The 22,863-nt window shown below is 39.6% G+C and carries 21 protein-coding genes; 17 read left to right on the top strand and 4 right to left on the bottom strand.

Annotation, left to right across the window (positions count from 1 at the left end; all coding sequences use genetic code 11):
* Nucleotides 1-34: 34 nt before the first annotated feature.
* Nucleotides 35-841, bottom strand: a complete 807-nt coding sequence (locus V7266_RS00700) for a hypothetical protein (RefSeq protein WP_335465382.1) — start codon at nucleotides 839-841, stop codon at nucleotides 35-37.
* A gap of 335 nt (nucleotides 842-1,176) precedes the next feature.
* On the opposite strand from V7266_RS00700, the gene V7266_RS00705 reads away from it, so the two are divergent.
* From V7266_RS00705 to V7266_RS00775, 15 genes are all read left to right on the top strand, one after another.
* Nucleotides 1,177-2,076 (top strand): AraC family transcriptional regulator, encoded by a 900-nt coding sequence (locus V7266_RS00705; RefSeq protein WP_335465267.1) that lies wholly within the window; start codon nucleotides 1,177-1,179, stop codon nucleotides 2,074-2,076.
* 471 nt (nucleotides 2,077-2,547) lie between these two features.
* Nucleotides 2,548-3,489, top strand: coding sequence for a carbohydrate ABC transporter permease (locus tag V7266_RS00710; protein WP_335465268.1), 942 nt, complete (start codon nucleotides 2,548-2,550; stop codon nucleotides 3,487-3,489).
* A gap of 20 nt (nucleotides 3,490-3,509) precedes the next feature.
* Nucleotides 3,510-4,364 (top strand): carbohydrate ABC transporter permease, encoded by an 855-nt coding sequence (locus V7266_RS00715; RefSeq protein ID WP_335465270.1) that lies wholly within the window; start codon nucleotides 3,510-3,512, stop codon nucleotides 4,362-4,364.
* A gap of 72 nt (nucleotides 4,365-4,436) precedes the next feature.
* On the top strand, nucleotides 4,437-5,816 hold the full coding sequence (locus tag V7266_RS00720) for an extracellular solute-binding protein (protein ID WP_335465272.1): 1,380 nt from the start codon (nucleotides 4,437-4,439) through the stop codon (nucleotides 5,814-5,816).
* A gap of 229 nt (nucleotides 5,817-6,045) precedes the next feature.
* Complete coding sequence (locus V7266_RS00725) at nucleotides 6,046-7,071, top strand: Gfo/Idh/MocA family protein (protein ID WP_335465274.1); 1,026 nt, start codon at nucleotides 6,046-6,048, stop codon at nucleotides 7,069-7,071.
* Between the two features lie 62 nt (nucleotides 7,072-7,133).
* A complete protein-coding gene (locus V7266_RS00730) occupies nucleotides 7,134-8,327 on the top strand; it encodes a Gfo/Idh/MocA family protein (RefSeq protein ID WP_335465276.1) in 1,194 nt (397 codons plus the stop codon).
* Nucleotides 8,296-9,459 (top strand): dihydrodipicolinate synthase family protein, encoded by a 1,164-nt coding sequence (locus V7266_RS00735; RefSeq protein WP_335465278.1) that lies wholly within the window; start codon nucleotides 8,296-8,298, stop codon nucleotides 9,457-9,459. The genes V7266_RS00730 and V7266_RS00735 overlap by 32 nt, the downstream gene beginning before the upstream one ends.
* Before the next feature lie 9 nt (nucleotides 9,460-9,468).
* Nucleotides 9,469-10,290: a sugar phosphate isomerase/epimerase family protein gene (locus V7266_RS00740; protein ID WP_335465280.1), complete on the top strand. Its 822-nt coding sequence runs from the start codon at nucleotides 9,469-9,471 to the stop codon at nucleotides 10,288-10,290.
* A 138-nt stretch (nucleotides 10,291-10,428) separates the two neighbouring features.
* Nucleotides 10,429-11,190 carry a sugar phosphate isomerase/epimerase family protein gene (locus V7266_RS00745; RefSeq protein WP_335465282.1) on the top strand — a complete coding sequence of 254 codons (762 nt, stop codon included), beginning with the start codon at nucleotides 10,429-10,431 and terminating at the stop codon, nucleotides 11,188-11,190.
* Between the two features lie 72 nt (nucleotides 11,191-11,262).
* Entirely contained in the window at nucleotides 11,263-12,426 is a 1,164-nt protein-coding gene (locus V7266_RS00750; protein ID WP_335465284.1) for a Gfo/Idh/MocA family protein, read from the top strand.
* Between the two features lie 66 nt (nucleotides 12,427-12,492).
* Nucleotides 12,493-14,322, top strand: a complete 1,830-nt coding sequence (locus V7266_RS00755; RefSeq protein ID WP_335465286.1) for a hypothetical protein — start codon at nucleotides 12,493-12,495, stop codon at nucleotides 14,320-14,322.
* The gene (locus V7266_RS00760; protein ID WP_335465288.1) at nucleotides 14,319-15,137 is read left to right on the top strand and encodes a sugar phosphate isomerase/epimerase family protein; all 819 of its coding nucleotides are present in this window, start codon (nucleotides 14,319-14,321) and stop codon (nucleotides 15,135-15,137) included. The genes V7266_RS00755 and V7266_RS00760 overlap by 4 nt, the downstream gene beginning before the upstream one ends.
* An 11-nt stretch (nucleotides 15,138-15,148) precedes the next feature.
* Nucleotides 15,149-15,934 carry a sugar phosphate isomerase/epimerase family protein gene (locus V7266_RS00765; protein ID WP_335465290.1) on the top strand — a complete coding sequence of 262 codons (786 nt, stop codon included), beginning with the start codon at nucleotides 15,149-15,151 and terminating at the stop codon, nucleotides 15,932-15,934.
* A 14-nt stretch (nucleotides 15,935-15,948) separates the two neighbouring features.
* Nucleotides 15,949-16,932: a hydroxyacid dehydrogenase gene (locus tag V7266_RS00770; RefSeq protein ID WP_335465292.1), complete on the top strand. Its 984-nt coding sequence runs from the start codon at nucleotides 15,949-15,951 to the stop codon at nucleotides 16,930-16,932.
* Between the two features lie 69 nt (nucleotides 16,933-17,001).
* The gene (locus V7266_RS00775; protein WP_335465294.1) at nucleotides 17,002-17,388 is read left to right on the top strand and encodes a ribosomal protein L7/L12; all 387 of its coding nucleotides are present in this window, start codon (nucleotides 17,002-17,004) and stop codon (nucleotides 17,386-17,388) included.
* Nucleotides 17,389-17,418: 30 nt separating this feature from the next.
* Here the strand turns inward: V7266_RS00775 and V7266_RS00780 are convergent, their stop codons facing one another.
* From V7266_RS00780 to V7266_RS00790, 3 genes are all read right to left on the bottom strand, one after another.
* Nucleotides 17,419-18,333 (bottom strand): VanW family protein, encoded by a 915-nt coding sequence (locus V7266_RS00780; protein ID WP_335465295.1) that lies wholly within the window; start codon nucleotides 18,331-18,333, stop codon nucleotides 17,419-17,421.
* A gap of 113 nt (nucleotides 18,334-18,446) precedes the next feature.
* A complete protein-coding gene (locus tag V7266_RS00785) occupies nucleotides 18,447-20,057 on the bottom strand; it encodes a HAMP domain-containing sensor histidine kinase (RefSeq protein ID WP_335465297.1) in 1,611 nt (536 codons plus the stop codon).
* The gene (locus V7266_RS00790; RefSeq protein WP_335465299.1) at nucleotides 20,047-20,763 is read right to left on the bottom strand and encodes a response regulator transcription factor; all 717 of its coding nucleotides are present in this window, start codon (nucleotides 20,761-20,763) and stop codon (nucleotides 20,047-20,049) included. The genes V7266_RS00785 and V7266_RS00790 overlap by 11 nt, the downstream gene beginning before the upstream one ends.
* A 176-nt stretch (nucleotides 20,764-20,939) precedes the next feature.
* Between V7266_RS00790 and V7266_RS00795 the strand changes: the two genes are divergently transcribed.
* Nucleotides 20,940-21,602 (top strand): phosphatase PAP2 family protein, encoded by a 663-nt coding sequence (locus V7266_RS00795; protein WP_335465301.1) that lies wholly within the window; start codon nucleotides 20,940-20,942, stop codon nucleotides 21,600-21,602.
* 85 nt (nucleotides 21,603-21,687) lie between these two features.
* Nucleotides 21,688-22,860 carry an MGDG synthase family glycosyltransferase gene (locus V7266_RS00800; RefSeq protein WP_335465303.1) on the top strand — a complete coding sequence of 391 codons (1,173 nt, stop codon included), beginning with the start codon at nucleotides 21,688-21,690 and terminating at the stop codon, nucleotides 22,858-22,860.
* The last annotated feature ends 3 nt before the right edge of the window (nucleotides 22,861-22,863 follow it).

The following is a 22,863-nucleotide window of genomic DNA, read 5'->3' on the forward strand; positions in this document are numbered from 1 at the left end:
CGCCGATAGGCGGGCGCCTCGCGCTTTTCTTATATTAATGTACGTTGATAACGAACGGAACCGTCAAAATATGTCCATTGACGTTAAACTGACCCCAAACTTTGTAAACACCCTTGGTTGGAAAATAGGTCATGAATACCACTTTTGGACCAGTTCCTTTCGGATACAAGGGGTGTATATGCATAAACTGTGTTACATCCTTGTCTATTGCAACCGAATGTCCGACTGTACCTAAATACGGTTTTAAATTTTTTATCGGTTTATTTGACGCAGCATTAGTTAAGGTGAAGTTCATATCGATATTTTTTTTGGCAGTTGGTTTTTCATCAAAAGAAAGAGTTACCTTCGTTCCATCAATCACTTTGGAGAGTTTTGTATCAGGTACAATCGTGACCGAAGCAGGTGGAGTACCTTGAACAGTTATCCAGTGATCTTCAATGCTGTAATCACTGGCCCCAACTGGAGTCATTTCTGCAATAAGCTTATAATCACCACTAGCAGGAAACTGGGTCGTAATTTCAAATTGTCCATTTCCCTTAAAAGTGGGATGAATATGGGCAAAGTAAGACAGGTCTTTGCTCACCACTACTAAGTGCATTTTTTTAGTACTAACCGTTTCAAAGTCATTAATCGGTTTATTATGTTTGTCCTTAATCAGGATGGAAATAGTTACTGGCTGGTTAGCAGTTATACGATCAGGTGTAGACCATTGTGAGAGTGTTTCGTTTCCGCTAACTGGCTTCATATTCATCATTTGCTTTTTATCCGTATTCATTGGGACTCTGGCAGCACCACATGCAGATATTAATAGACAACTAATCAATAAGGGTACTAAAAACATTCTTTTCAAAAGAAATACCCCTTTCATAATAAAGGATTTATTTTAAAAATTCAGTCTACTCATCTCATATCATAGCATAGTAAATGGTGGTCCGCTAAGTATACATTACCATTTTTTAGAGATTTCCCCATTACCTCATTAGTATCAACCCATTTTCCTATTACAAAAAACCATACTTTTATCCTATATCGAAATAGTTGATTTTAGGAGGGGAACACAATAAATATGTTGAATAAATTATTCAGAATATAGAAATAAGTGGTTTTTTAGCTCTCATGCAAAATTAGCATTTAGTTTTTTACAGCAAACTTTTTCTAGAGATGGGGGAATGTCGTTTGGATGATAAAAAAATAAATGCAAGATATCGATTGGTGACCACGGTAAAATCATATGAAGATTTTAGTTATCACTCACATGAAAAATACGAAATCTATTATTTTCATGGCGGTAACTGCAAATATTTAATTGGTGACCATATTTATCATTTACAAGAGGACGATATAATTATCATGAATGGGTTAACATTACATCGAGCATACCCAGAGCCAGGGATTACTTATGAGCGAAGCCTAATCGAGTTTTCATCCGAATGGTTACGGCCGATTTTATACAATTTGAACGTTCCTGAATTATTAACGCCTTTTACCCAACTTAACAATACATTATTTCGTGGAACGGACAAAGAAACCTTAAATGAGATAAAAACCATATTAAGGAGGATCGTCAGCATCGATGTAAATACTCCAATAGGGGATGTTGGATCAGGAGAAAATCGTTTACGTGAAGGGGAAATCACCACTTTAGTGGTTCAACTCCTATTTAAAATTTTTCAAGTCAGTCAACAGAAGCTAGTTAAAATACCCCCAATTGAATCAGAAAGGAATACCCATGTCAAACGAATTATTCCTTGGATTGAAAGGAATTTTTGCAGCTCTATTTCCTTGGACTGCATTGCAGAAAATTTAAATTTAAGTAAATATTATATGGCGAGGATTTTTAAAGATGTAACCGGATTTACCATCATGCAATACTTAATGTTATGTCGAATTAATCGTGCGAAATATTTGTTAGAGATTCACCCGGAAAAATCGATCCTTGAAGTAGCCTTAGAGTCTGGGTTTGAAGATGCATCGCATTTCAGCAGGTTTTTTCGGAAACAAATGAACCTTACCCCCTCGGAATACCGTAACCGCAGGGCGAATCGTACAGCGATAATCCTAAAGAATAAGATGTGATTATTTCTACATAATGTTTTTTCTATTAATAATTGTCTTATGATGTTGAATTGCTTGGAAAAAAGACGTCTCCCAAAACTGTGAAGAGCAGTTTACTTAATGGGGGGTGTCTTTTTATTTTGACAAACTATTCTTTCTCATCAGTTGTTTGCCGTAAGGATCGTAAGTCCTTTATCTAAAAATTTATCTTTTAGATAGTAATGGGCAATTTTAGACAAATTTATCGTCATTTAAAACAATCATAAACATGCAGAATATTCCTAATTTAACTACTATTTAATTAGTAATAGTGAGGGCCTTACTAATTAGCTAAAACATAAAAAAAGGGGGAGATCATGAAAAAAAAATAAGAGAGTTACATAAGAAAATTTTTTAGACCTAAATGAAAACGTTATCATTTTATACCTATTGTAAAGATTCAGGTCAGGCTTTCAGATATGGAAGCAAATCCAAACAAGAAAGGAGATTTATATGGCAAATAACAGTATGGAAGCCGCAAATACTCACCCTGCGAGTGTGAGTGCGAACCTCATCACGGAGACTAAAACTAGAAAACGAAGTTCTCAATGGACCTGGTACCTTTTTTTACTACCCAGTTTTTTAGGTATCTTACTCTTTATGGTTTATCCAATCTTTGAATCGCTCAGGTTAAGCTTCTATAAATCGAATGGAACCATTGAAACCTTTACGGGACTTGATAATTTCCGAACCGTGTTAAATTCAAGTACTTTTTGGAATTCGGTTTGGAACACTTTTTATATTGGGATATTCCAAGTGATTATTACCATTCCACTAGGCTTTATCTTTGCCACACTAATTAACTCAGTGCCAAAGGGAAAAAACTTCTTCAAAGTCATTTACTTCTTACCGAATGTCACTTCTATTGTTGCAGCAGCTATGATCTTCCAATTTGTATTTCACCCTGAAATGGGGATTGTCAATTTTGTACTGCATACGTTAGGGCTGCCAACACCAGGCTGGTTTTCTGATCCCGGGACAGCTAAATGGGGTGTCATTCTTCTAGCAGTTTGGCACTGGATCGGATTTGTCATTATTATCTGTCTTGCAAACCTTCAATCCATCCCAACGGAAATGTATGAAGCAGCTAAAATTGATGGTGCCAGTGGGATGCAACAATGGTTATTTATCACTGTTCCAAACATGACCGGAACCTTTGCTTTCTTACTTATTACTGGTTGGATTGGAGCGCTTCAACGCTTCAACGAGGTTTATGTGATTGGTGGGCCGAATGGAAGCCCGGCTCGTTCGATTCAAACGATGGGTGCCTTTATTTATGAACGAGGTTTTACCGGATTTGAGTTTGGAATCGCATCCGCTGCCACTTACATTATGTTTATTATCATACTAATCTTCACCTTTATTAATCTAAAAATTTCAAAGATGAAAATATAACTTAGGGAGGAGGGAATTCAGTGAATAACTCTATGTCGATGAAAAAAGTGGAAAAGCTCACCTCTGTCGTCAAGTTTCTGATTCTATTGATATTTGGTGTCGTTCTTATTACACCCTTTATTTGGATGGTTAGTGTCGGTTTTGATCGAGATGCCAACATTTCCATGCCTTTTCCACCGCGGTTGATACCTGAAAAGATTTCTTCCTTCAACTATGGTCTGGTTTTTGAAAATGGGAGACTGGTTAAGGCCTATCTTAATTCAGGTATCGTTACCATTAGTTCGGTGCTATTGGGTGTAACTTCTGCCTTACTTGCAGGGTATGCTTTTTCGAAAGGGAAATTCAAAGGGAAGAAATTCTTATTTCTTATTGTCCTTTGTACCCTCATGATTCCCATGGAGCCGAGGCTAATCCCATTATATAAATTGTTTAATAGTGTTCATTTATTAAATACGTTTTGGCCATTAATTCTTCCTCACTTAATTAGTGGAATGTTGATATTTCTGTGTAAACAATTTTTTGATTCACTACCAGATACCTTAAGAGAGGCTGCACAAATTGATGGGGCTGGTGAGTTTAAAATTTTCTTCCGAATTTTCTTACCACTTGCAGGACCAATCGCAGCCACCATGGTCATATTAGCCTTTATTTGGAGCTGGAATGACTTTTTATGGCCGTTAGTTGTTCTAAATAATTTAGACTTGCAAACCGTCCCGCTTTTTTTAGCAAGCTTCTCACAAGAAAATGGTTCTAGTTTAGGGGGCTTAACCATGGCTTTAGCAACGGTAAGCATTTTACCGATTATCATCCTTTATCTGTTTTTACAACGTTACATCATTCAAAGTATCGCCTTGAGCGGGGTAAAGGGAGAATAGTTACAGATTTACGAAAAGAGCTTTCATTTTCAGGCTGGTTATTCTTATTAATGATAAATAGGGGGAAAGAAAATGCGCAGAGGTATTTTTAGTAGGACAACGTCTTTGATGTTAATGGTTATGCTGCTGCTTAGTGCTGCACTTGTTGGCTGCAGCTCGAAGTCAGGAGGCTCTTCGTCTGAAGCTAGTACGAGCAAGAGTGATGGAAAATGGGCCGGTCAAAAAATCAAGGTCATGATGATTGGTGATTTTGCGATGGATGACAAAACAGATCCCATAACAGGTCAGAAAACAAAAGGTGTTAAAGTGTTAAAGCAGGAGTTCGAAAAGCAGCATCCAGGAGCAACCGTTGATTTCGTTTTAATGCCATGGGAAGGATATACCGAGAAAACACAGGCCATGATCACTTCTAATGAAGCAGATGTGTATCAGATGCCTGGTGTCGCAGACTTTGCTCCACAAGATGTACTTGAACCATTACAGCCATATATTGATAAGGACCCTGATTTTAAACTTGATAAATTCATAGATAACCAAGTAGACGGCTGGAAGGTGTTAGGACCGAACAGCAAGGAACTAGCTATTTATGGACTGCCATTCTTAGGTGACGCCCGTTTTATTTCCTATGACAAAAAGATATTCGACGATTGGGGTGTAGACTATTTATCCGATCACCCTACGATGCAAGAGGTTGCAGAAAAAGCGAAAAAAATGACAGGTACAAATCCAAAAACAGGCAAGAAAAACTATGGTATTTGGTTCCGTGGAGATTGGTCATCTGCTTTTACACTTATTGATCTTGCAGAAGGGCAAAATGGTCAATGGGGAACAGGTTTTGCTTGGGAGGATGTAAAATTTAACTTTAGTTCGCCAGAAATGCTAAATGGCTTAAATTGGCTAGTAGATATGCAAAAGTATGCACCAAAGGGACTTGTTAGTAACCAAGGAAACGAGAAATGGTTATCAAAAGATAATAATATTGCGATTATGTTGAACCAAGGACCTGGGGATACTGTGAAACCTGCTTATACGAGAGGACTTGGCGACCGCATTGGCATCGCTCAAGAGTTTAAAAATAGTGAGGGTAAGGGCGGCTTATTTGCCGGAAGTCCGATTGTCATTGCAAAAAGCAGTAAAAATAAAGATTTAGCTTGGGAATGGTTAAAGTTTGCTACTAGCGATTTCGCCCAAAAATATGTCTATGAAGAACTAGGATTAGTACCAGCCGTGAAGTCCGCCACCGAATGGGCTAGTGTAAAAAAACAGCCATTAATGCTTCAAGTGTTTGAAGCTATGAAAACACCGATCACACCTCGCTATCCATGGGGATCTTCACAGCCGAGATTTACGTTAACCTCTGAAGTGGAGGCAGCCTTAACAGGAAAAAGAAGTCCGGAAGAGGCCCTTAAAAAGGCTCAAAAAGAGAGCACAGATTGGGTTAACAATCGATAAGAGTATTTGCTGGATTGGTAGTTTGTAAGATTTCTTGATAAATAGAAGTAACTGTCTTATTCAGTTACTTCTTTATCTTCATGGTGAGATTCCTAGCAATAGGCAAAGGAACCTAGCTCTATGGAAAGGTGTACATCCGTCCCAAACAAGAACAATTTTGCCCCAGTGGCACAGAAGGGAAATCATTGGGACACAAAAAAGAACTGATTTGGAAAAAGGAGAGGATCTTATGTTAAAAATAGCTGTGATTGGATTAGGAGATGTTTCGAGCATTCATTTAGCCGCGATTCAGAAACATGCGGGTGCGGAGTTAGTTGCCGTCTGTGATATTGATATCACACGTAAAGAAATCGTACCCGGGGTCAATTTTTATTCCGATTATGAAGACATGCTGGAAAATGAGGAATTGGATTGTGTACATATTTGCTTACCACATTTTCTTCATTACCCTGTTACAAAAGCCTCTGTAGAAAAGGGGATTCATGTTTTCCAAGAGAAGCCATTGGCTTTGAATACCGAAGAAGGTCTCGCACTAGCGCGATTAGAAGAAGAACACCCTGATGTTAAAATCAATATTTGCTTTCAAAATCGTTTCAACGAAACAGTTGAAATGCTTCAGAGAATGATTGAGGGCGGCCAATATGGACCTATCAACGGGATTAAGGGTATTGTCACATGGGCACGACCGAAATCCTATTATGAGGCGAAACCATGGCGGGGCAAGCTGAAGTATGCAGGCGGCGGAGTTATGATCAATCAATCCATTCATACCTTGGATCTAATGCAGTTTCTGGGCGGAGAAATCGACTCCATTAGGGGTTCCATTGACCAATTGCTTGATTATGGGGTAGAAACAGAAGACACAGCATCAGCTCGCATCCAGTTTAAAAATGGTGCGCAAGGGTTCTTTTTTGCGACGAATGCGAATGTGAATAATTCAAGTGTCGAACTGCAGGTCGTTTTCGACAAACAAAAATTGACCATCAAGGATAGTTTCTTGTACAAGCAAGATGAAGATGGCAAAAAAGTAGCGATCATGGAAGATACAAAGATGCCAGGATCCAAATTCTATTATGGTGCCAGTCATCTCAAATTAATTGATAAATTCTATGCGTGTATTGCTGAAAATACGCAAGATTATGTCCATGTCAAAGATGCTCTTTCCTCCATTCAAATGATTGACGCGATTGTTCAATCTTCTGAACTAAAAAGAGAAATAAAAATGGAAAGCTTGGAAGCGATTCTTCGAAAATGAAATGGTTCATAGGGACAGCAGACAGGAGACAGGAGTCTTAATAGGAGAAAGGGGAAACAGGTATGTCGATCGTAAATGTAGGAATAATTATGAACGGTGTTACCGGCCGGATGGGAACCAATCAACATCTCATTCGATCCATCGTGGCTCTTCGTGAGCAGGGAGGAATTGTTTGTCAAAATGGCGATGTGATCATGCCCGATCCGATTTTAGTAGGAAGAAACGAAGAAAAACTAAAAAAACTAGCAGGGAACCACAAAATTGATCGTTGGAGTACAAATTTAGACGAGTGCCTCGCTGATCAGCGAAACACCATTTATTTTGATGCCCAAACAACGGTCAGACGGGCGGAAGCCATTCGCAAGGCGATAAAGGCAGGGAAACATATTTATTGTGAAAAGCCGACTGCTGCAAGCGTGGAAGAATCTTTAGAACTTGCTCGCTTAGCCTATGAAGCGGGAGTGAAAAACGGTGTGGTTCAAGATAAATTATTTCTCCCAGGAATTCTTAAGTTAAAAAGATTAGTAGATTACGGCTTCTTCGGTCAAATTCTTTCCGTTCGGATGGAATTCGGCTACTGGGTATTTGAAGGTGATTGGCAGGAAGCACAGCGTCCTTCTTGGAACTATCGTAAGGAAGACGGAGGCGGCATTATTGTCGACATGTTTGCCCACTGGCGTTACGTGCTAGACCATCTATTTGGAAATGTTCGGGCTGTTTCTTGTCTCGGAGTCACCCATATCCCCAAACGTGTTGATGAAGAGGGGAATCTCTATACGGCCACAGCGGATGATGCGGCTTACGCTACATTTGAATTAGACGGCGGCATTATTGTTCAAGCGAATTCGTCTTGGTCTGTACGTGTGAATCGGGATGATTTATTAACCATTCAAGTGGACGGAACAGAGGGCAGTGCGGTTGCTGGTTTACGAGAGTGCAAGACTCAGCATCGTGTGAATACACCGAAACCTGTTTGGAATCCGGATATACCTAATCCATTCAACTTTTTAGAACAATGGCAGGATGTGCCAACGAATGAAGTAAATGATAATGCCTTCAAGGTGCAGTGGGAACTATTCTTAAAGCATATCGTCCTTGATGAAGATTTTCCATGGGATCTATTAGAAGGAGCAAAAGGAACGCAATTATCTGACCTTGCCATAAAATCGTGGGAGGAAAGACGCTGGGTGGATGTACCTGAACTGACGATTGGAGGGATGGTTCATGGGGAAAAAGTTAATGCTGCCAAGAGCTAATGGTTCATTTGAGGTGTATCAGCCAGGAACAACCGCGATTTTTGACCTGCCGACTGAAAAATTCCAAAGCCGGATTGCTTTTTCCGCTGCCCATGTGGTTTGTGATCCCATCTCGACTGTTGACCCAATTGGAAAACCTCAAATCGATTGGGATGATACCTTATCCTACCGGCGTTACCTTTGGTCACTGGGGCTTTCTGTGGCAGAAGCTATGGATACAGCCCAAAGAGGAATGGGACTCTCTTGGAAAAATGCCAAAGAATTGATCAAACGTTCCAGTGCGGAGGCACGTTCAGTTGGCGGCAGGATTGCCTGTGGGGCGGGAACGGACCATTTGCCGCTGAATCGGAATTATTCCCTCGACGAGATCATAAATGCTTATGAACAACAGTGTAGTTTTATTGAGGAGCAGGGAAGTCAAATCATTTTAATGGCAAGTCGAGCGTTAGCCGCAAATGCTCACGGCCCAGAGGACTATGAGCGAGTTTACGATCAGATCTTACGCTCCGTTTCACAACCTGTTATCCTCCATTGGCTGGGGGATATGTTTGACCCTACATTAAGAGGATACTGGGGCCATCAAGAAATAGAGGAAGCCATGCAAGTCTGTTTAAATATCATTTGGGCTAACAAGGAAAAGGTGGATGGCATTAAAATTTCGCTGTTAGATGCTGACAGAGAGAGAGAAATGAGAAAGCGTTTACCGGAAGGGGTCAAGATGTATACTGGTGATGATTTCAACTACCCTGCCTTAATTGGTGGAGATGATCACGGGTTTAGTCATGCACTTCTCGGTATTTTTGATGCGATTGCTCCGGCAGCCGCCGCTGCACTTACGGCCCTTGATCATGGTGATCTCAAGCTTTATGATTCGATTCTAGAAAGAACCGTTCATCTATCCAGACATATTTTTCAAGCACCGACTTATTCCTATAAAACAGGAATTGTCTTTATGGCTTATTTGAATGGACATCAAGGCCATTTTCGGATGATTGGCGGTGCAGAGAGCGCCCGGTCCATTACACATTTGTCCGAACTCTTTGTACTGGCCGATCAAGCTGGTTTACTAGTAAATCCTGATTTAGCGGCGGAGAGAATGAAACTGGTACTTACGTTGTCTGGACTGGAATAGGAGGATCTTATGGAACCATTAAAAACAATCGAGCGATTAAGCTTAAATCAAATCACAACAGGTCATTGGAACATCCGTGATGCAATCGATGGATGTGTAAGGCATGAAATTCCATCGATTGCCTTATGGAGACACAAAGTAGAGGAGATTGGTCTGGCTGCAAGTAAGCGTTTGGTTCAAGATAGCGGGCTAAAAGTGTCGAGCCTTTGCCGCGGGGGAATGTTTCCAGCTGCTACAAAAAGTGAACGGCAAAAGCGGATCGATGATAATAAGCGAGCCATAGAAGAAGCAGCCGAACTGGGGACCGATACATTGGTACTAGTCTGTGGCCCTGCCTCTGAAAAGAATCTGCCCGCTGCCAGAGAAATGGTCGCGGATGGGATTGAACAGATTGTCCCTTTTGCTAGCGACTATGGAATTAAACTGGGGGTTGAACCTTTACACCCGATGTATGCAGCTGAGAGAAGTGTGATCGTAACCTTAAGTGAGGCAAATACCATTGCTGAGCAATATCGTCCTGAGCATGTGGGTGTTGTCGTTGATGTTTTCCATGTCTGGTGGGATCCTGACCTTTATGATCAGATTGCTCGTGCTAAAGGAAGGATTGTTGGGTTCCATGTGTCAGATTGGATTGTCCCAACCCCCGATTTGTTAATGGGGCGTGGCATGATGGGGGATGGAGTCATTGACTTAAGGAGAATCCGAAAGGCAGTGGAACTAGCAGATTATCAAGGCCCGATTGAGGTGGAAATCTTTAATGAAACCATCTGGAATCGACCGGGAGATGATGTGTTAGCAGAAATGAAGTCTCGTTATTTAGAGCACGTTTAATTATTTGTGAAGTTTTAAGATGGCAATATGGGTACAAAATTGACCGATAGAGAACAACCTCAGTTCATGTAATTTCTGAATATTCCATTTACTATATTCTTGTAAACAAAGGATCCTTAAATAAAGGGAGAGAGTTGGATGAGAAATAAGTTCGCTGCACAATTGTATACCGTAAGAGAAGAATTAAAAAGGGGGATTAGACCCGTATTTAAAGAATTGAAGGATATGGGCTGGGCCGCTGTTCAGTTGTCTGCGTTACCACCAGGATATGATCCAGAAGAAGTTGCTGCTGCTCTGAAGGAAAATCATTTAGGAACGGCTGGAATCCATATTTCCATTGATCGGCTAACTTCAGATTTTGATAGTGTCCTAGATGAAGCGAGCTTATATCAAACAAAAGATATTGTCTGTCCATTTCTCCCAGACTATTTACGAAACAAGGAAGGCTATCAAAAGGTAAAGACCCTCTTGAATGAAGTGGCTATTCAAGCCCCTGGATACCGTATTAGTTACCATAACCATGCCTTTGAATTTGACACGGAAATAGAAGGTAAATCTTCTTTGGAATATCTGCTGGAACCAACGGCGGACAATAAAATCTTAGCTGAAATTGATGTGTTTTGGGTAAAAAAAGGCGGAAGAGATCCGTTATCCTTTCTTCAGCCCTTTGCCAATCGAATGCCGATTATCCATTTAAAGGATATGACCAAGGATGAAAGACGGACCTTTGCCGAAGTGGGTACCGGTGTGATTGAGTTTGCCCCCATCCTCGAATGGTGTGAAAAATCTGGAGTAGAATGGTACGCCGTAGAACAGGATATATGCCCAGGGAACCCTATGGATAGTTTACAAACAAGCCTAGAGAACCTTCAATTACTAGCGAAGCAATTACAAAAATAAAAGCAGGATGGGTTCCTGGGAGTAAACAGGAAAACTTCCATAAATCTATGAATAGAAAAGGAGCTGAGAAGTTTGAATACGGTCAAAATAGGCATTATCGGTATTGGCAATATGGGCAGTTCGCATGCCATCTACTTAAACAACGGAGAAGTAGACGGAGCCGTGTTAACTGCAGTATGTGATCAAAACCCGGAGAGATTACAATGGGCAAAAGAAGCTTTAGGGGAAAAGATACAAACCTTTGATCATCCGGAAAGCTTTCTCCAATTCGCCGATATTGATGCGGTGATTATTGCAACTCCACATTATGATCATCCGCCATTAGCGATAAAAACGCTTGAAAAAGGACTTCATGTCCTGGTGGAAAAGCCTGTTGGTGTCTACACCAAAAATGTCCGTGAATTAAATGAAGTCGCAAAAAAAAGCGGTAAAGTATTTGGCATTATGTTTAACCAGCGTACCAACCCCTTATATCAAAAACTAAGAGAATTGGTCCAAGGCGGTGAACTAGGGGAAATCAAACGGACGAACTGGATTATCACCGATTGGTACCGCTCGCAAAGCTATTATGATTCAGGCGGCTGGAGAGCCACATGGGCCGGTGAAGGCGGCGGTGTCCTTTTAAATCAGGATCCACACCAGCTGGATTTGTGGCAATGGACAAGTGGCTTAATGCCAAAACGAGTCCGGGCATTCTGTGGGTTTGGAAAGTTCCATGATATTGAAGTGGAAGATGATGTTACGGCCTATGTGGAATATGAAAACGGGGCAACAGGTGTCTTCGTTACATCTACTGGAGATGCTCCGGGAACGAACCGATATGAAATATCGGGAGATCGGGGAAAATTAGTAGTCGAGGATGGAAATTTAACATTTTGGCGGTTAACACAGTCAGAAAGACAATTTAACAAAGAATATAAAGGCGGATTTGGTGAGCCTGAATGCTGGAAAATTGATATTCCGATTAAAGGATCAGCCACCCAGCATAAAGGAATTACCACGAATTGGGTGAATGCAATCCGTTTTGGTACCGAATTACTGGGACCGGGTGTAGAAGGAATTAAAGGTTTAGAGATTTCCAATGCCATGCACTTATCTGCATGGATGGACGATTGGGTTGACCTTCCGATCAACGAGGACCTCTTTTATTCCAAGTTACAAGAAAGGATTAAGTCATCCACCTTTAAAAAGAAGAATATGACCAATCGAACCCTTAATGTTCAAGGAACACATTAAGACTTTGAAGTTGAAGGAGCAGAATATCTAATATATTCTGCTCTATTAGATGTGAGGTGTACAGGATTGATAGAAAAACCCTTTCCACTTAATTCCATCCTATCCAAGTATCAAAAATCATTTACAGAATCACAAATAGGTGATTCCAATCATAAAAGAAATGAATACCTGGAAATTATTGAACCACTTATCCGCTATTTTTTTCGCTGTATGAATCATCAGGGGCGAATTATCGACCCCTATGTGCGCCGTGAGACACAGTATTCAACACCCGCTTTTGCTGCAGCAGCAGCCCTTTTATATCGAGAGCGGAAAGAAAAGTGGATGTTAGAAGCTGCCACTCAAGCGTTAGAAGCTTCTCTTAACCAGATGGCGACAGAAACTTGTGCAGATGGTCATAGTAATTTTTATACCACAATGGTAACTTTTGCTTATGTAAACCTCAAACCTTTTGTATCAATACAAAAAATTGAGGAATTGGATCGGTTATTTCATCGAATAAATCACGCTACTTTATATCGAAAAACCATTAATAATTGGAAAGTGGTCGCCTTAGCTGGGGAGTTTTTGAGAGGCGCCTATCAACTTGGGCATCCGATGAGTTTAGAAGAACTAGATCAAGAATTAGCTCCGCAAATGGAGTTATTAACGGAGTATGGACTTTATGTTGATCCAAATGGACCGATGGCCTATGCCATGTTCACACGAAATTATTTTCGTCTCATGTTACTTGAAGGTTATGACGGAAGACACAAAGCTAAAATAGCTGAATGCTGCCGGCGGGGAGACGTAACTTCCCTTTTCATGCAGAGCCCAACTGGTGAGATGCCAACGGGCGGGCGTAGTGCTCAGCATCAGTGGAACGAAGCCCAACAAGCCTTTCAATTTGAAGTGGCAGCGAGGGAATATGCCAGAAGGGGAGAGCACGTCCTAGCTGCTGCCTTTAAGCGTGGAGCCCGTTTATCACTAAAATCAATGAACCGATGGGTACGGCCAACCGGTGAGTTGAATGTAGTCAGAAATTATTCCGACCCGATGATTCGTACTGGCTATGAAACCTATACCTATCACTCTCAATACAATTTACTGTCTGCTTATTTTTTAGCTTTAGCCTTTGAGCAGGCCGACGATGAAATTGGGGAACTGCCATGTCCAGCAGAAGTTGGCGGTTTCCATCTTTGGATGGAACCCTATTTTCATAAGCTGATTATTAATGCAGGCGGACATTATATCGAGTACCAAACAAAAGGAGATGAACATTACACTCCTACAGGAATTGTCCGCATCCAGCGTAAAAATGTCTGGCCATCCATTGGTCCAGCAGATGGAACTCCGTTAGCTAGTGCCAGAGCCTTATCGTTTGCTCCTGCTTGGATTAATGTGTACAAGGATATGACCCGAATGTCAGAAATGACCTCCAAAGACCTGCCTAATGTGGAGGTATCCGTTCATTCCTGTGAACGTGATAAAGTCGAAGTAAAAGTTTCCTATCGCGGACCATTGAACGGCGCGTTTCTAATCGAGCGGACGCTTACTGTCACACCGGAAATCCTTCATGTTAAGGATACCCTCATTGGTGAGATAGAGGCTGTGATTCAGGAATTTCCGTTGTTTGCTTCTGACGGAGAGACTTGTACGACCATTAACTTATCAGAAAACAGGATTGATGTTGATTATAAAGGGGAAAAGGTTTGTATTAGAGTACTCGAGGAGGAGGCTATTTCTGACTTGATCATGGGTCCACAGGTTGTAACCTACCGTAATGGAATGCTGACAAGTTCTTCTTATCGAACAACTCAAACCGTTACTCAATATATGATTCACCTTTATCAAGACGAGCACCTTATTGAGGATACTAGTTTACTAGATATGGTCAAGGAAGGAGTAAGAACATGAAATTCGCTTTTACGACATTAGGCTGTCCGAATTGGAATTTAGATCAGATTATTTCAAATGCCGTTGAAAATGGCTACGATGGAGTGGATTTCCGTGGTTATTTAGGTAAACTAGATATTTACCAATTTCCGGAATTTTCAAGTGGCATAAAGGAAACGGTTCGCAGATTCCAAGAGGCATCCTTAGAGATTCCTTGTTTTTCAAGTTCGGTCAGACTATTCACGAACTACCAAGCAGAATTTGAACAATACTTAGAAGAATTAAAGAATTATGCAGTCCTTTGCCAGGCGTTTCAAACTCCGTACATTCGTGTGTTTGGCGGTTCGATTGGTGATACCTCAAGGAATGAGGCTTTTGATTTAGTTGAACACAACGCGAGAGAATATCTCAAAATAGCTGAGAGCTACAATGTTCATCTTTTATTTGAAACACACGATGATTGGACGAGTTCGGTGTACATGAAAGAGATAGTCAATCGAGTTAACTCTCAGCATTTCCATGTCTTATGGGATGTGCATCATCCTTACCGGACCCTTGGGGAAGAACCGGTTCAAACTTGGGAGACACTTGGGAAATGGATTCACTACACACACTGGAAGGACTCCTTTGTCAAAGAAGATACAAAGCGAGGCTACCAGCTTTGTCTCCTCGGCGAAGGCGATGTACCACTAAAAGAAATTTTTTCCCTTTTAAAGACGAATGGCTATGACGGCTATTGTACCCTCGAATGGGAAAAAATGTGGTGCACTGAAATAGAGGAACCTGAATTGGCTTTTAGACAATATCGTACCTATATGAAAGATATTCTTAAATAGAGGTGAACAAGATGAAAATAGGTTGTTGTGCAGGCATAGAAAAAGCGCCCGTACTCTATCAAGCAGGTTATGATTTTATCGAATGTACGGTGGTTTCGCTCCTACCAGAAGCTAGTGAAGAGGAATTTACACCCATTCTCAGAAAGTATCAAGAATCACCGATTCCGGTTCAATCGTTTAATATTCTTCTTCCGGGAGATTTAAAAATTGTTGGTGAACAGGTTGATAAGGAACGAATCAAACGTTATTTATCAACTGCCTTAAAAAGGGTAAAACAAATTGGTGCGGATACGATCGTGTTTGGAAGTGGAGGAGCAAGAACATTGCCAAATGGATTTTCACGAAAAAAGGGGGAAGAACAAATTGTAGAGTTTCTACATATGACGGCAGATATTGCCGATCCACTTGGTTTGACGATTGTGATTGAACCTCTTAATAAAAAGGAATCCAATATAATTAACAGCGTACCCGAAGCCGTAGCGTTTGCTAAGTTAGTAAACCGTAAATCCATAAAGACCTTAGCTGATTTTTACCATATGGATGAGGAAAAAGAGCCGCTAACACATATATACGAAAATAAAGATTTTGTTAAACATATACATGTCGCTGATACTGGCAGAATCTCACCTGGTATGGGAAGTTATCCTTACCCGGAGTTTCTAAACCAAATTCGTCGTTCTCAATATAACGGCAGGATGGCAATCGAATGTAACTGGAATGACTTTGAAACAGAGGCTAAACAAGCACTGATCTTTTTAAAAAAGCAGCTTAATTTCCATAGCAGTCCTCTGCTTTAGAAAGAAGGGTTTACGTGTTAAAAGGGATCTATCTACTTGATCATTTTGAACTGATTTATGGAAGTGCATGCAAAGAAATAAACAAACAGGTACACATCTTTGCGGAACCACAAACCAAACAATCCATCAAACGTAATCCTGAAATTTTGTCTAATGTGGAGGTTATTTTTTCAGGGTGGGGTTGTCCAAAACTGGACCAAACCTTCTTAGAGTATGCACCCAACTTACAAGCTGTATTTTATGGTGCGGGTTCGATTAAAGGAATTGTGTCAGAAGAGTTTTGGAAACGGAATATCGTCATTTCTAGTGCTTATGAGGCCAATGCTATACCTGTTGTTGAATATACATTATCGCAAATTCTTTTCTCATTAAAAAGAGGCTGGTTCTATGTGAATGAGGTGAAAAAGAATGCCTGTTATCCAGTAAAAGAACAAGTTCCGGGGGTATACGGTTCAACGGTTGGACTTGTCTCACTCGGGATGATTGGGCGAAAAGTAGCTGAAATGTTGAAGCAGTTCGACTGTAAAGTCGTTGCTTATGACCCTTATCTATCAGAGCAGGAGGCAATCGCGCTAAATGTTGAGCTGTGTTCTTTGGAGGATGTGTTTAAAAGAGCAGATGTCGTTTCCTTGCATACACCTTGGATCAAAGAAACAGAAGGCTTAATTACCGGCCAACATATTATCTCCATGAAACGCAATGCGACGCTTATCAATACCTCAAGAGGCGCGGTTGTTCGGGAACAAGAAATGATTGAAGTATTGCATTTGCGTTCAGATATATATGCCATACTCGATGTAACCTATCCGGAACCACCATTAAAGGATTCTCATTTATATACGTTGGAAAATGTGATCTTGACGCCTCATATTGCCGGTTCACAATCAGATGAATGTAAGCGCTTAGGGAAGTACATGGCACAAGAGCTGGGGCGGTACCTGCAAGGGCAGCCATTAAAATGGAGGATCACGAAAGAAAAATCTTTAACAATGGCTTAATTCTAATCTATTAAAATACAACTCCCCCTATTGGGGGAGTTGTATTTTTCAGTGTTTGGAGTAGGTGGAATGTTTTATAATGGAAATAGTTTGGATTTCATTCCCATTCTCTTAAATGAATTTATTATTAAAAGGACAAAAGAAATACTTAGGGGTGAGCATGTGAGTGATTTACTGATTTGGGAAATCTTAGGAATCGGGACTATATTAACTAGCATCATAAGTGCAATTAGTCAGTTAAGAAGTGAACTTGCCCGTGTAAACAAAACGTTAAATAAAATAGCTCTCCTTATTGGAGTACCTGATGAAGTTACAGAGGATGTAACGGAAGAATTACTAAGCCATATTGCAGAAGGTAAAAAAATTAAAGCCATTAAGAGATATCGAATGGTCACAGGACATGGTTTAAAGGAATCCAAAGAGTATGTGGATTCCTTAACAAAAGAAATAACATAATAGGTATAAAGAATGAATGTTTTTTCTTGTTTAATTTTTGGATGAAGTTCCCTTTTTGTGTGCATCATATGGCAGGTATGGAACTTTTTTAGGATTAAAGTGAATGACATCTGAAGAATAAACTTCTACCCTTAACTCATTACCGACTGTTTTAGCCTGAATAAGAATGGGTTGATTGTATTTATTTGTAAAAACAAAATCTGGTCCATTCCAGCTAACGGTAGCATCGCGTCCAGGCGGGATATAAGAAACTTGTCTACTGTGCGAAAAACGTTTGATAATGTTTAATCCTGCATTATCCACAGCGTTAAAAAGGGTAGATGATACTTGACAGATTCCTCCACCTATATCTTCTGAGAATTCTCCTCTTTTGATGACTGTGGCGGGCAAATAACCTTTTTCTGCTGTTCTTTTTCCCACCACCTGATTAAAAGAGAATGTTTCTCCAGGGAAAAGTACTACATTATTAATGGCATTTGTAGCAAGGTAAATATTATTGGTTCGTTCTTTATTATAAGTGTTGAAGGAAGTTACATATTTGCCTATTTTTGCATTCCGAATATCTACCAGCAATTCACTGTCCACTTTAGGATAAATCGTTTGTAATGGGAGCTCTAATGAAGTGGAACCATTGTTAAAATAATAAGAAAAAACTCTTTCAGTAAAAAGCTGACGGTGTAGACGGTACCCAATTTGTTCTGGTATGATATTTCCTCTAGAATCAAACATCGCATTTTTAGGATTTTTAGCCACTTGCTGATCAATATTGTCCATACATCGATTTAATTGTACGTTATTAATAATCGGTAATTCAGGTAAGTTCATCGATAAGCCTGTACAATGATTCACCGATAAAGGCTTCCCATTGTTAGTGAACGATAAATGTTCTGGTGTATTCACTGGATGAGATAAAATAAATAGCCCGAGCAGCCAAGAAATATTCATATTTAGACAACCTCCCATACCTTATTATGGGCAGAAATATGTCTTTCATGTAATGTTATCTGGAAGTTAAAAAAGGAAAAAGGACCGTTTTTTTGAACGGCCCTTATTTGCTATTATTCCTCGTGAAAAGGTAAAACAATGGTTAGTTCAATCATTTGATTTTTATAATCAACATGTATGCTGCCATGATGCAGCTCGATGATACTTTTGGTAATCGCTAATCCTAATCCGGCTCCCGATTTATTTGAAGATCGAGATGTATCTACCCGATAAAAACGATCAAATAATCTTGTCACCTCTTCTTTTGATAAGGTTTCGCAGGGATTAGAAACAGAAATTTGAACCGACTGTTTGTTTTTTATCATTTTTACATCAATGTTACCAGGAGGAGTACTATATTTAATGGCGTTCGTTAACACATTTTCTAACGCCCGGACCATTTGATTTGGATCGACCAACATCATCATTTGTTCTTTAGGGAGATCGTTACTAAACTTAACTTGGTTATCATTAGCGATAGGGTCAAGTTCGTCCATTAATTGTCTGATCATTTGATTTAAACTAACTTTTTCTTTTTTTAGCTGTACACCCTCATAAGCTAGCCGTGTAAAATCAAAAAGATCCTCAATTAATTCTTTTAATTGCTCAGATTTTCCATAAGCAATATCCACGTATTCATCTAGTTGGTTTTGGTTCTTATATTGATGGTCTTTTACCAGTCTTAAATAACCCATAATCGAAGTTAACGGCGTACGTAAATCATGAGACACATTGGTGATAAGCTCATCCTTTAATTTTTCCGCTTGTCTTTGCCTTTCAATCATTTCGTTTAGTTCAGAAGCCATGTAATTGATATTCGTGGCTAGTGACCCCAATTCATCTTTACTTTTCTCGCGAATTCTGTAGTTTAAATTTCCTTTTGCTATCTCCATCAAGCCTAAGGCAATCTCCTCAATCTCTTTCATTTTCCGTTTCGTGATCAAATAAAAACAGAGAATAAACGTTAGCACTCCTAGAATATAGGGGGTTACTCCGGTTTCTTTCATATAAACAGTTGTAGATTTTGGGACACTATATGCAATTAAATAATGTTTCTCTCCATTTAGTGTGATGGGATAAACCCTTGTCACAGTGGGCTGTTCATTATGGTCTTTTCCAACCAGTGACTTTTGGGCATTTGCCATCTCGTCTTCAAGGTTTATTTGAGAATTGGTTACTCCTTTGGTTTTGTATTGCACCTTACCTTCTGGATCTGTTATGAGTGCATTGATATTGTTTTGTTGTTTAGGTTCGTTGATTAAATATTGGATTAATTCATTTCTTGTTAGGTTATAGACCATTCCGCTCCCGTTTGGAACAGATAACCATTCCTGGTTCTCGTTTAACGAAGGAAGAGGGCGGTTAAGGAACTTTCTTTTAAACGCAGGATCTTCATCCCCTAGTTGTATGACGAGTCCATTTAGATCCTGATTCATTTGATTGAACTCTTTAACCAAATCTCGTGCACTTTCATCAATGGTTACCACCCCTTCTGTAAAATCAAGTCGGCGATCTTGATTTACAAAGAAAGGGCTTGCGGCTAAACCAACAAGCGTAGAAACAAGAATACAAAAAACAAATGCCAATATTACCTGAATTCTGATACTTGTCCTTACTAAATTAACAAGTTTATTCAAATAGTTATCATTCGAAAGTAAGGGGAGAAACTGTTTCTTATTGCTCAATTTTATAGCCGACCCCCCAAACGGTTTTAATATATCGAGGTGTCCGCGGGTTATTCTCAAGCTTCTCGCGCAAGTTTCGAATATGAACCATTACGGTATTCTCTGATTCATAAAAAGGTTCATTCCATACTCGTTCATAGATTTTTTCTGTACTAAACACGACCCCTGGATTACGAGCCAAAAGTTCTAAAATGGCAAATTCCCTTGGTGTTAGTTTTATTTCTCTTCCTTCTACTGTCACTTCATGATTTGAAACGTTCATTAATAACTCATCTATGGAAATGACATTCATTTGTTGGACTGCATTTGGTTGAGCGTTTCCATCCATTTGATTAAAGCGGAGATAACGCCGGAGCTGTGACTTAATTCTTGCCACTAATTCCAAAGGTTGAAACGGCTTTGTTACATAATCATCCGCTCCTGTTGTTAAACCCATAATCTTATCCATATCCTGTGATTTTGCCGATAACATAATAATAGGAACATTTTTGTTTTCTCTGATTTTTAAACAGGCTTGAATTCCATCTAAACGAGGCATCATGATGTCTAATACCACCAAATGTACAGTGTTTTCTTCAAGAAGAGTTAACCCCTCCAAACCGTCTGCTGCTTTCAATACGTTATATCCCTCATTGGTAAGATAAATCCCGATTAAATCACGAATTTCTTTTTCATCATCAATAATTAGAATGGTTTCTTGTGACATTTCAACCGCTCCTTTCTAATGGCTAAAGTTTACTCTATTCCTCTTAAGAAAACACAATAGAATTTCTGAAGATTTTCTTAAGAATTTCATTTACTTTTAAGAAAATCTTCAGAAGGAAAGGCAGGTTTCCTTAAGAAGTTTTTTGTAACATACAGACAGACGAGGAGGAGTTCGGAATGAATAAAAAATGGAAAATGGTTGGGATACTCTGTTTTTTGCTGAGTATACCAGCAATGATGCTGGTTTATCCCTATTTAAATTCACCCACTCGTGGTGTTCATACGCTAGTTACGAGTTTAGATCAAGCTATCCCAGTTGTGAAATGGTTTGTGGTTCCTTACGTTGCATGGGTTGGTTATATAACCATAACCTTACTATATTTTTGTTTCAAAGATTTTACCCTTGCGTTCAAAACAATTCTTGTTTTTGACCTGGGATTACTAATTTGTTTTATCATTTATTACTTTTATCAAACGGTAGGTCCTGTTCGCCCTGTGATTACCGGTGATGATTTCCTTGCAAGATTATTGAAGTATGTTTATAAGATTGATCAACCCTACAATTGCTTTCCAAGTATTCACGTCATGAGCAGTTATTTAATAATCCGAGCGATTCGAAATAGTTCACTCTCGAACAGATGGATCAAATGGAGCATTGTATGTTTCTCAACTTCTATTATCCTTGCCACATTGTTTATTAAACAACATGTACTGATGGATGTAATAGCCGCCATTATTTTAGTTGAATGTTTATTTAAAATGGCAGAGGTCGTGTATGCGTGGATATTAATGCCGAAACGGACCGTAAAATCTGTTGCCAAGAAATCTTTTTCAGTATAGCCATTTTTGCGAGTGAACCACATGGCAATGTGGGGCAGCCGATACTCATAGATAAAATTCACACAACTTAAAGGAGTGGAGATCAATGAAGACAGCAACTAAAGAAAAAGTTTTAATTCTTACCGGAAATTATGGAGATGGTCATATCCAAGTAGCCCAAGCTCTTCACGATGCCATAGAAATGAGATATCCATCATTGGAACCTGTGGTTTTTGATTTCATGGAATGGGTCCATCCTTATTCGAATCAATTTAGCCGTTTTATTTACCTCCAGGGAGTAAAAAAATTCCCTCAGGTGTATGGATTTATTTATCAAAAAACACGAAAAGTAAACAAACTATCCAATGTGATGAAAAGCATTTTATCTACAGGCGTGGGCCGTATGCTTAAGTTAATCGAAGAAGTACAGCCAACGGTTGTAGTCAGTACATTTCCCTTGGCAGCAGCGGTAATGTCAAAAGTAAAATCTTTAGGTTTAACTGATATTCCTACTGTTACCACGATTACCGATCATACTGATCATAGCTGCTGGATTTACCCTTTTACTGATCAATATATCGTAGGCTCGAAAATTGTCCGTGACTCACTGATTGAACTAGGGGTCGAAGAGAATCGGATTGCTCATACAGGGATTCCGATTCGACAACAATTTTCTCAAGCCTTTCAACGTGAGGAAATTTTTGCAAAATACGGCTTAGATCCACATATGTCTACGATTTTGGTAATGGGAGGCGGTTGCGGCATGATTGGGGATGGAAATTCAACCATTGAAGAAATTGATGCATTGTCTAAGCCTATTCAATTAATCATCGTTTGTGGACACAATGAAAAATTACGTATGCAATTGCAGGAAAAACTAAAGGATTCCAAGCATCGTATCCATCTTACTGGTTACATTCAATACGTTCATGAATTAATGGCCATTTCTGATCTAATGATCACAAAGCCAGGGGGAGTCACTACTTTTGAAGCAATCGCCATGGAATTACCGATGCTTCTATATAAACCGATTCCTGGCCAAGAACAGGATAATGCAAAATTTTTGGTTCGTTCAGGGGTAGCCGTTCAAGCGAAAACCAATCAAGAATTAATGGATCGTTTATCCACTTTATTGGGCAAAAAAGAAATTCTTCAGGAGATGAGAGAGAATACTAAACAGTTTCATCCAAAGGAATCGGCGTTTGCTTCCATTGAAGTCATTATGAATAACAAAAAGGCTGATAACAGATTAGTGGACCTAATGTATACATTTGGGTAATAA

The sequence above is a fragment of the Neobacillus drentensis genome (assembly GCF_036965645.1).
Taxonomy (GTDB): domain Bacteria; phylum Bacillota; class Bacilli; order Bacillales; family Cytobacillaceae; genus Neobacillus; species Neobacillus drentensis_D.